Below are 9,859 nucleotides of genomic sequence, written 5' to 3' on the forward strand. Positions count from 1 at the left end.
TTAGTTGAGGCCGTGCCCGCCGAAAGCGAAGTAATTAGTCGGAGCATTGCCAATATACATCAAACATTTCAAAATAACTACTTGGCTTAACGCAGTCATTGCACTGATTTTATACTTTCTTAACTTAGCACAAAAGCGCAAGCGCCCGATTAGAAACGTAGCGACTGTCAACGGAGATAAAGGAAGCACGATGAGCTTGCGAGCCGATGATGACTTAGATTAGGGCGATTCGTGAAGTCGCCTCGTTTCTGGGCGCTGGAGCTAAACGCAGCTCAACACTCCCATATTTAACCACATGGGCAAATTTTATAATTTCCTAAACAATAAGCAAAAACACCAAAAGTAATCCATCTACTTTCGGTGCCTTCATCCTTTAGCCTAGTTTATTTTTCTTTGCTGCTTTCTCTCGTTCATTTTTATTTAAGATTTTTTTACGTAATCTAACCGACTCAGGTGTTACTTCACAATATTCATCATCATTTAAATACTCAATAGCTTCTTCTAGAGACATATCACGAGTTTTTCTAATGGTTGCGGTTTGGTCTTTTGTAGCAGAACGCACATTTGTTAAGTGCTTTTCTTTGGTAATATTTACAGTTAAATCATTGTCACGATTATGTTCACCAACAATCATACCAGCATAAACTTCTGTTCCTGGATTAACAAAAATAACGCCACGATCTTCTAATTGCATAATCCCATAAGTAGATGCTTTACCATTCTCAAGAGCAACAAGTACTCCTTCTCTTCTACCACCAACTTGACCTTTAATCACGGGTTCATAATCATCAAAGGTATGGTTTAGAATTCCATAACCACGTGTTTGTGACATAAATTCAGTAGAGTAGCCTAATAACCCACGAGATGGAACCTTAAATTCTAACCGAACTTGTCCATTCCCTTGGTTTACCATATCAAGCATTTCACCTTTTCTTGCACCAAGTGATTCCATAATTGCACCCGTATATTCTTCTGGAACATCAACCTGTACACGTTCTACTGGCTCACACGGAACGCCATCAATTTCTTTAATGATTACCTGTGGTTTAGACAACTGTAATTCATAGCCTTCCCGCCGCATGTTCTCAATTAGAATGGATAAGTGGAGTTCACCACGACCAGAAACAACCCAAGCATCTGGAGAGTCTGTCGGTTCAACTCGTAAACTGACATCTGTCTCTAATTGCTTCATCAAGCGCTCTTCTATCCTACGTGAAGTGATATATTTGCCTTCCCTACCAGCAAATGGACTATTATTAACAAGGAAAGTCATTTGTAGTGTTGGCTCATCAATTCGTAGCCAAGGTAATGCTTCCGGATGATCCTGCGGACATATCGTTTCACCAACATTAATGTCCTCCATACCTGCTACTGCAACTATATCGCCTGCTACTGCTTCTTGAATTTCTATTCGTTTTAAGCCAATAAATCCAAACAGTTTAGTAATGCGGAATGATTTTTGAGTACCATCCTTTTTAAGGACAACCACTTGCTGACCAACACTTATTTTTCCTCTAACTACTCTACCGACTCCAATTCTTCCAACGTAATCATTATAGTCAAGTAACGTAATTTGGAACTGTAGTGGATCTTCACGATTATCTACTGGTGCTGGAATATGCTCAAGAATAGTCGTAAATACTGGATCCATTGTTTCCTCTTGTTCCTCAGGTTCAAGACCCGAGGTACCATTTAATGCAGAAGCATATACAACAGGAAATTCTAATTGCTCATCATCTGCACCTAATTCAATAAATAAATCAAGCACTTCATCAATTACTTCATGTGGGCGTGCATTAGGACGATCAATTTTATTAAGCACAACAATTGGTGTTAGTTTTTGTTCTAATGCTTTCTTCAACACAAATCGTGTTTGTGGCATTGTCCCTTCATAAGCATCAACAACTAATGCAACTCCATCCACCATCTTCATAATACGTTCTACTTCTCCACCAAAATCTGCGTGCCCTGGTGTATCTAGAATGTTGATGGCTGTATCTTTATATTTAATCGCTGTATTCTTTGCCAAAATTGTAATCCCACGTTCTCTTTCAATATCACCGGAATCCATAGCACGTTCATTGACCTGTTCATTTTCACGGAAAGTCCCAGAATATTTTAAAAGCTGATCAACTAATGTTGTTTTACCATGGTCTACATGGGCAATAATAGCGATGTTGCGAATATCTTTTCTTAATTGCATACGTACGCTCCTCTATTCTTTACGAGATGATTCAAACCATTCAATTATAACACAATAACCAGCATAGAGTAAAAGTTTTAAAAATAATCAACCGGTAAAAACAATTTTAAATTTTGCTCCTCCTAATTCGGAACGCGCAACCGTAATTTTCCCTCCTGATTGCTCTATAATAGCACGGGCTATTGCTAGACCCAGTCCAGTTTCGCCACCTTTACCTTTTACAAATCGATGAAAAATATGCGGTATTAATTCTTCTGGTACTCCATCCCCGTCATCTTCAATCATAATTACAACCTTCTTATTTTGTTTTGTAATAGTAAGCCGAACTAACGATTTCGAATGACGAATCCCATTAAATGCCAGATTTACTAAAGCACGTAATAGTTTCTCTCCATCTGCATACAATTCTGGAGAACCATCGATGGCATGTTCTAATTCAATTCCTTTTTCACTTACTAATGGTAATGCTCTATCAACTACCTGCTCCATAATTTGTGATAGTTGGAGTTTCTCAGGATTATAAACATCTGGTTCACTGTCTAGTTTAGCAAGCAAAATCATTTCATTAATGATCTTTTTCAACCGGTTTACTTCAGAAACCATAACTTCTAGACCTTTCGCTTCCTCTTTCTCATCAAAAATTTTATCTCTAATGCCTTCTGCATATCCCTGTATTGTCATTAATGGTGTTTTGAGCTCATGACTCGCATTTTGGAAAAAGGTTTGCTGTGAATTAATGTATCGTTGTAATTCGTTTGCCATTTCATACACGCTTTGTTCCACTTCCTTGATTTCTCCTGTTGCATTAATTCGATCCATCGAATCAAATTGTCGCTTTTCGATTTTCTTCAGTTGTCGTTTTAATTGGGAGAGCGGTGTTACTAATTTACGTGTGAAGAAATAACTGATGATCGTTGCAGCAACTCCACCAATCAAAAATACAATTAACAACCGAAATATAAAATTCTGTTGAACTACCTCAATATCACTTAATGGTGTTAGCAAGATTAATTCTAATCCAGTACTTTCCGGTACAAGCAGAATACGAGAAGTTACATACTTGTCATTTTTATATTCCCATAATGATTTACTTGTATCTGCAAAATCATTGGATTTAAAGAATTCAGTTGCTACACTATTGGATAGCGTAGAATAAAAAACTGCATTCTGATTGCGGTCATAAAGAAAAAGTTGTAAATCCTGATCCTGAAGGAAGCTATTTAAGTTTTGAATATCGGGTCTTCCATATTGCTCATTTAATACTTCAATAAGAAGGTCACCTTTTTGTTTTAATTGTCGTTGCTCGTCTTGGATAAGCATATCTAAAATTAATGAATAAATGAAATAGCCTGTAACTGTCATTACTACGAGTAATAAGGCAGTAAAGGCAGCATTCAATTGGGATTGTAGCTTCATTCTGCTTCTCCCTCATAGCGAAGTCGATAACCGTATCCCCAAACAGTCTCCAATGGCAAATCAGGTAGTTTTTTTCGAATTCGTTTAACAAGGTCATCGACCGCACGATCACTACCAAAATAATTATTTCCCCAAATTTTAATTAACAGTTCCTCTCGTGAAAATGCCCTATTTACATTCTCCGCTAGGATTAGCAACATATCAAATTCTTTTGTCGTAACTTCAAATTCATCCGTATTAAAAAATATTCGTCGTTCATTTTTATCAATCACCAAATGATCTACAGTTATTTTCTCCTGCGTCATATCTTTTTGTTCTTGTACGATGACAGATCGTTTAAATAATCGCTTAACTCTAGCTACAAGCTCCCTTGGACTGAATGGCTTTGTTAAATAATCATCACCACCAAGTTCTAATCCAAGAATTTTATCAATTTCCTCATCTTTCGCAGAGATAATAATAATTGGTACTTCACTTTCATTACGTATCTTTTTGCAAAACTCGTAACCATCCATACCAGGAAGCATAATATCTAGGATCCACATATCTGGTGGTTCATTCATCCAAATCTCCCAAGCATCTTCTGCTGTTTCCGATAAGGTTACGTTAAATCCTTCTTTCTTAAGATAAGCAGAAACGATATTTTGAATATTTGGGTCATCTTCAACGATGCCAATATGATAGTTCATGTTTTGCCACCTTTTCCCGAAATTAATTACTTCTATTTTCACATAAATCCTGCATGATGAACACTTAAATGTTTTTACACATTTTTTCCACATTTATACCAAATGAATCCCAAACTGCTTGGCTACAATAAATGTATCAATGGTAACTTCATTCATACGCAGCATGACTGCGTGAGGAAGTGACCGTTTACTTATATTCAGGCTAAGGGACAGTATTTATAAGCGTCTCCCCTACTCCCCTCGACGTTTGTAGATGCTTGTCTCGATAGCCTGTGTTTAAAATTTGTCATAAAGGGTGAGCTAAAATGGATTATAAAGACGAAAATCAGAACAAAGATTTTAGTGGTTACTCTAATGAGCAGGAATCTATTGACGAACAGCCATTATCAGATAATCAACATATACGGGATGAATCCCAAAATAATGCAGATACCGGTACTACCGAAACATATATAGCCTCCAAGGAACGCAATAAACCTCCTAAAAATAAATCTGCGCTACACTTTATCCTTGGAGGACTGTCAGGTGGTATCGTATCTGTAGTGCTCATAGTAGCATTAGTATTAACCAATGTAATCCCATTAAATCAACAAGGTAATAATGGCAACACTGCTTCCGATAATGGGAACAAAACAGCTGACGTTATAAAAACACTTGCCTCCGATGATGCAAATGTTGCTACTAATATTGAAGAGACATCACAAGCTGTGGTAGGAGTAATCAATATGCAACAGCAAAGCGTTTGGACAGAAAGCCAAGAAGCCGGAACTGGATCAGGAATTATTTATAAAAAGGAAAACGGCAAGGCATATATTATCACTAATCAACATGTGGTTGCAGGAGCTAAGGAAGTAGAGATAGCACTTAATTATGAAGAAGAACGCCTTAATGCTACCGTATTAGGTACGGATGAACTAACTGATTTAGCTGTCTTGGAGGTAGATGGAGATAAAATTACAACTGTTGCAAATATGGGATCATCAAAAGATTTAAAGGTTGGAGAAACTGTAATGGCTATTGGTAACCCTCTTGGTATGGAGTTTGCCAATACAGTTACAAAAGGTGTCGTAAGTGGATTAAATCGTTCGATCGATATTGACACTAATGGTGATCGACAACCAGATTGGGTAACCGAGGTTATTCAAACAGACGCGGCAATTAATCCAGGAAATAGTGGCGGAGCATTAGTAAATGAAAATGGTGCGGTCATCGGAATAAATTCCATGAAAATTGCCCGTCAAGAAGTGGAAGGTATCGGTTTTGCGATTCCAGTAGATACAGCACTACCAATTTTGGAGCAATTAGAGAAAGATGGCGAAATTAAACGACCTTTAATAGGAATAAGTACAGCTGCTCTTAGTCAGGTACCACCGCAATATCGCAGTGAAATTGCATTACCTGAGGATGTAAAAGGTGGAATGGTAGTAGCAGATGTGCAAAATGGCTCCGCAGCAGACAAAGCTGGGCTACAACAATTTGACGTCATTACAAAAATTAATGGAAACGAAATTACTTCGATACTAGAGTTACGTCAATTTTTGTATTCAGATGCAACAGTTGGAGAAAAAGTTGAAATAGAGTATTATCGCGGCGGAAAAAAACAAACCGTAGAATTAACCTTACAAGCGCAAGAAAATAATACAGAAAACGCAACAAACCAATAAGTATTCAAACAAACGCTTGATGAACATACCTAGACTGTCGAGAAATGCTCTTCTCGGCAGTTTTTTATTATGGGAAAGAAAGATTACGCTTAGCCCATCGTTCACATTAAGGGCGCTATACTGTTTATATCGCTATGCTTCACCCGAGCATACAGAGAAAAAACGATATTATCCATTGAAGCAAGAAGTTAATTTCACTTATAATGAAAAAATAGTAATGAAAAAACAAGGAATATTACTAATTATGTCGAAGTTAGTTCTGGAAGAGTTATACTGCATACAAATACATATAAAGGAGTGATTAATTATGCTATGTCCAAGTTGTGGACAAGAAACAGAGAAAGGAAAGTTTTGTACCAACTGTGGTGCTCTCTTAGCAGATGAGCCAGCAGCATCTGCGGAGCCAGAGGAAAATAAAGAACAGGAAATCCATCATGAGCAGGCTCATTCAGGTGCATCACAAAAGAAGGAAAATGATTTCACAGCCACTGTAAAAAAAGAATCGGCAAATTTTGGAGCCTTTTTTATGCGATTAATAAAGGCTCCTAGCAAAGCCAAAAACATAACGGGTCATGAATTAGTGCCTGGTGTTATTACAATGGTTTTATTTTCCGTCTTGATTGCTTTAGGTACCTATTTGGTGATGATGCAAATTGGTAGTATGTTTATGACCGTTAATTTTTTAGATGGATTTATTCTTCCACTCTTACAATTTCTTGTTTTATTTGTGATTGTTTCCGGATTAACATTTGCGGCTTCGAAGCTAACAGCGCAATCATTAACCATCTATGATGTATTAGCCAAAACAGGTGCATATACTGTTCCATATATGTTTATTTATGTTCTTGGTATATTACTTAGCTTAATTAATTTACCATTTGCAGGTACGTTCTTTTTCGTTAGTTTACTTGGACCCATTTTATTTATCCCTACACTAATCCTGTTAGAAAAACCTGCAAAAGGCTATGACAGAATATATGTGTTAATCGGATTATATTTAGTTTCGTTTATCCTATCCGGTCTTTTACTACAAAACGTAGTCGGAACATTTTTTGGCGGTTTCATGGATAGCATATTTAGTGGTTTCTAATTATAAAAATAACACCCCTTTTTTCAAGTCATATGAAATAGGGGTGTTTTTACTTATCCGAAGAAGAGATCAAAGATGTTACTACCGGTAGAGCTCTTCTTATTATAGAATTCAGAATACCCACAGTTCTTGCAATAGACGACTATAAACTGATTATGCTGCATATCAAACATCTTTGATAAGCCCGTTCCAGTCATTGCAACTTCCTTTTGATCCGCATCCGTACTTCCACATTTAATACATCCATTATTTTCATTCAATTTCGATCACTCCTTATATCGTAATACGAAATGAGGAGCAAAAGGTTTCACATCTTCATGTATGCCAAATATACCTAATCCAAATCTTCTTCGTACTTATTATGATTTGCTGCTGGATGTGTATACTTACCATGAATATCAGCTGCTAGAAATTCTTCTACACTTTCTACAGCACCTGGCGCTCCATCACTATTCGGATACATTTCATCATAGTTTTCTCTATCTCCATATAAGTCAGAAGGCGTTTCAGATGTACCGTATACACTTACCTCCTGCCAAGCATCTTCTGCGTCATATTCAACCTGTAATTCCTCAGACGTATCATCGGGATTAATATTGGGACTATACACCTCTTCTTCTATTGTACGATGCTGTTTAAACACATTATTATTGGCGTGCTCTATACAACGATCTGCAGTTGGGATAGCAGCCAATCGCTCGTAAGGTATATCTGCCCCACATTCGCTACAAATTCCATATGTTCCCTCTTCAATCGCATGTAAGGCTGCATTTATTTCTTCTAATTCTCGCTCTGCATGTTCATTTAAAGCTAGATCCTTTGATCTTTCGAATAACTCTGATGCCGTATCACCTGGATGATTATCATAATTAGACAGCTCCCCAACTGATTCCTGGGCTGTCTCTAACGTCATCCCGAGATGGTCTTGTACATGATTAATTAGTTCTGTTTGTCTATTTAATAAGGCCGACTTGCATGCCGCTAATTCTTGGTTCGAAATCATGAAGATCGTCCTCCATTTTTATAAATATGTAATTATACTATGCACAAGATTGGACAACGACATTCTTTATTTTTGCTCCCAAATCATGTCAATAAGTAAATAGGTGTTTTTCACTTTCTTCACAATATTTTTTGGGTATATATAACACTTTATCGGACATAGTGTAATAATATATTTTGCTTATTTACGTTTTTTATTTATTATCGTTACATATTATAAAGTGTCACATCATATGCTAAAATAAGAACAAATGTTCTTAAGGGTGATTAAATGAATACTGAATTAAAACAGCTAATACAGGATTTTATTGTAATACCAATGGCTATAAAAGTTTATGAACAAGATAAAAAGCTTATTGCTGCTGATTTTACTATGGCTAATTTGTACATTAGTATGATTGATGCAGTGATAGATCGATTAAGACAAGTGCAAATTGAAACAAAGAAAAAACTTTATACGAAGTATCATGTCGATGTGAAAAGAGTTGGTAATACAAGTTATAAGTGGCTAAGCCGTGGCGAATCTGGATTAATTGAATTCACGCCGCAGGAACTAAGGGAAATGACAAGGGACATCATGGAAAAGTATATGTACGGTACAAAGTTTAAATTGAAAGATGGATTTGTGGATCAATTGAGAAGATTAGAGAAGGAAAACCCTCGCTAAAATGCGAGGGTTTATTTTTTACATAGCTCTTCCGTACTGGTTCAGCGAAAAAGATATTATCTAACTAAATGTTCTCAAAATGCTACTTTTCTGGTTTCTACGAGTTTATTTCCATCTGTTATATCATAAATATTTACTACTAATTTGCTACCGAAAACACCATTTGCTTGAGATACCCCTTCAAAATGCATCTGATTAGACTGTGCATTAATCGTAATGTCTTGGACTTTACTTTTTCCAGAATCAGATAAGCTATTCCAGCAGTATCCCGTATCTTCATTAAACTGATATTTTTTCGTATGTGGTGTTCCTTTATAATCTATCCACATACCCTTAGTGTGAATATTTGTTCGAAGGTTACTACCCACTGCTTTATAGTAAACAGGACCTTTGTAACTCTGTTGTTCAAGATAAGTAGTTGCTTTATACTTTTTATGAGCTGGTACTTTTACATTTTGTGCTGGTGCAGTCAACGTTATGGTTTCTGTATTTGTAGTAGTTTTTGTATCAGAAGAGTTAAACACACCTGTTACTTCCGTACCTTCTTTTAAAATCAATGGCAACTTAAAAATTTTTCCTTTTCCATTGATAGAAAATCCTCTTGTCATCGAAGTACTAGTAGTTTCTGTTACTGTTTTAGTATAGGTGGCTGTATTAAACGATTGCTCTGTGTCTGTTGTATTGTTGAATTCATTATGTCCTAAATACAACGGGGTGACATCTTCAAATTTGAAGTCGCTTCTTACGCTGTTAGGATCAACTTCAAGATTGAAATTTGTAGTGACGCTGGTTGGTTTGTCATAAAGAGTATACATACTATCACGAATAGTACCTGCCAAACGTTCATCATAGTAAATATAACCTATGTCATCTAATTTTTTATTTAAATCTACAACTATGATTCCTTGTCTCGCATTATTAGCATTTTCAGCAAATGCTTTTTCTGATAATCCTGAAGTTACATCCACGCCTTCTAAAGTTTTTTTATTCATAATACTACTACCTCCCTCTATATACTTTAATTATCTTCAAAATACTCTTGTTTTCTTAGAATTAATCAAGCACCATTTCATTGAATGTATTGATGGATAAAGCGTTTAATCAGAGTACAGAATATTCTAACCGGGT

Annotated in this window: 9 protein-coding genes; 3 read left to right on the plus strand and 6 right to left on the minus strand. The window is 36.3% G+C overall.

All coding sequences use genetic code 11. The annotated features are described in order from the left end of the window. Positions 1-373: 373 nt before the first annotated feature. The 3 genes from typA to RVS70_RS20690 form a co-directional block, all read right to left on the minus strand. Positions 374-2,203 carry a translational GTPase TypA gene (gene typA, locus RVS70_RS20680; protein ID WP_166530320.1) on the minus strand — a complete coding sequence of 610 codons (1,830 nt, stop codon included), beginning with the start codon at positions 2,201-2,203 and terminating at the stop codon, positions 374-376. Positions 2,204-2,290: 87 nt separating this feature from the next. Next, positions 2,291-3,619, minus strand: a complete 1,329-nt coding sequence (locus tag RVS70_RS20685) for a sensor histidine kinase (protein WP_121604522.1) — start codon at positions 3,617-3,619, stop codon at positions 2,291-2,293. Continuing rightward, complete coding sequence (locus RVS70_RS20690) at positions 3,616-4,308, minus strand: response regulator transcription factor (RefSeq protein WP_121604521.1); 693 nt, start codon at positions 4,306-4,308, stop codon at positions 3,616-3,618. The genes RVS70_RS20685 and RVS70_RS20690 overlap by 4 nt, the downstream gene beginning before the upstream one ends. A gap of 305 nt (positions 4,309-4,613) precedes the next feature. Here RVS70_RS20690 and RVS70_RS20695 point away from each other — a divergent pair, with 305 nt between their 5' ends. Both RVS70_RS20695 and RVS70_RS20700 read left to right on the plus strand, forming a co-directional pair. After that, the gene (locus RVS70_RS20695) at positions 4,614-5,972 is read left to right on the plus strand and encodes a S1C family serine protease (RefSeq protein ID WP_026682705.1); all 1,359 of its coding nucleotides are present in this window, start codon (positions 4,614-4,616) and stop codon (positions 5,970-5,972) included. Between the two features lie 307 nt (positions 5,973-6,279). After that, positions 6,280-7,062 carry a hypothetical protein gene (locus RVS70_RS20700; protein ID WP_026682706.1) on the plus strand — a complete coding sequence of 261 codons (783 nt, stop codon included), beginning with the start codon at positions 6,280-6,282 and terminating at the stop codon, positions 7,060-7,062. Between the two features lie 53 nt (positions 7,063-7,115). Here RVS70_RS20700 and RVS70_RS20705 read toward each other — a convergent pair whose 3' ends face one another. Together RVS70_RS20705 and RVS70_RS20710 are read right to left on the minus strand one after the other, a co-directional pair. Next, positions 7,116-7,322 (minus strand): zinc ribbon domain-containing protein, encoded by a 207-nt coding sequence (locus RVS70_RS20705; protein WP_026682707.1) that lies wholly within the window; start codon positions 7,320-7,322, stop codon positions 7,116-7,118. 74 nt (positions 7,323-7,396) lie between these two features. Next, positions 7,397-8,065 carry a TraR/DksA C4-type zinc finger protein gene (locus RVS70_RS20710; RefSeq protein WP_026682708.1) on the minus strand — a complete coding sequence of 223 codons (669 nt, stop codon included), beginning with the start codon at positions 8,063-8,065 and terminating at the stop codon, positions 7,397-7,399. A gap of 270 nt (positions 8,066-8,335) precedes the next feature. Between RVS70_RS20710 and RVS70_RS20715 the strand changes: the two genes are divergently transcribed. Beyond that, the gene (locus RVS70_RS20715; protein WP_026682709.1) at positions 8,336-8,731 is read left to right on the plus strand and encodes a hypothetical protein; all 396 of its coding nucleotides are present in this window, start codon (positions 8,336-8,338) and stop codon (positions 8,729-8,731) included. Between the two features lie 74 nt (positions 8,732-8,805). On the opposite strand, the gene RVS70_RS20720 is transcribed toward RVS70_RS20715, so the two are convergent. After that, a complete protein-coding gene (locus RVS70_RS20720) occupies positions 8,806-9,723 on the minus strand; it encodes an ETX/MTX2 family pore-forming toxin (RefSeq protein WP_051388441.1) in 918 nt (305 codons plus the stop codon). Between the last annotated feature and the right edge of the window lie 136 nt (positions 9,724-9,859).

Origin of the sequence: Virgibacillus sp. M23, from assembly GCF_034190895.1 — a bacterium.
In the GTDB taxonomy this organism is placed as follows: domain Bacteria; phylum Bacillota; class Bacilli; order Bacillales; family Amphibacillaceae; genus Virgibacillus; species Virgibacillus salarius.

Bases quoted from the DNA above. Each gene is read 5' to 3' on its own strand.
- typA (WP_166530320.1), bottom strand. From the start codon at position 2,203: ATGCAATTAAGAAAAGATATTCGCAACATCGCTATTATTGCCCATGTA.
- RVS70_RS20685 (WP_121604522.1), bottom strand. From the start codon at position 3,619: ATGAAGCTACAATCCCAATTGAATGCTGCCTTTACTGCCTTATTACTC.
- RVS70_RS20690 (WP_121604521.1), bottom strand. From the start codon at position 4,308: ATGAACTATCATATTGGCATCGTTGAAGATGACCCAAATATTCAAAAT.
- RVS70_RS20695 (WP_026682705.1), top strand. From the start codon at position 4,614: ATGGATTATAAAGACGAAAATCAGAACAAAGATTTTAGTGGTTACTCT.
- RVS70_RS20700 (WP_026682706.1), top strand. From the start codon at position 6,280: ATGCTATGTCCAAGTTGTGGACAAGAAACAGAGAAAGGAAAGTTTTGT.
- RVS70_RS20710 (WP_026682708.1), bottom strand. From the start codon at position 8,065: ATGATTTCGAACCAAGAATTAGCGGCATGCAAGTCGGCCTTATTAAAT.
- RVS70_RS20715 (WP_026682709.1), top strand. From the start codon at position 8,336: ATGAATACTGAATTAAAACAGCTAATACAGGATTTTATTGTAATACCA.
- RVS70_RS20720 (WP_051388441.1), bottom strand. From the start codon at position 9,723: ATGAATAAAAAAACTTTAGAAGGCGTGGATGTAACTTCAGGATTATCA.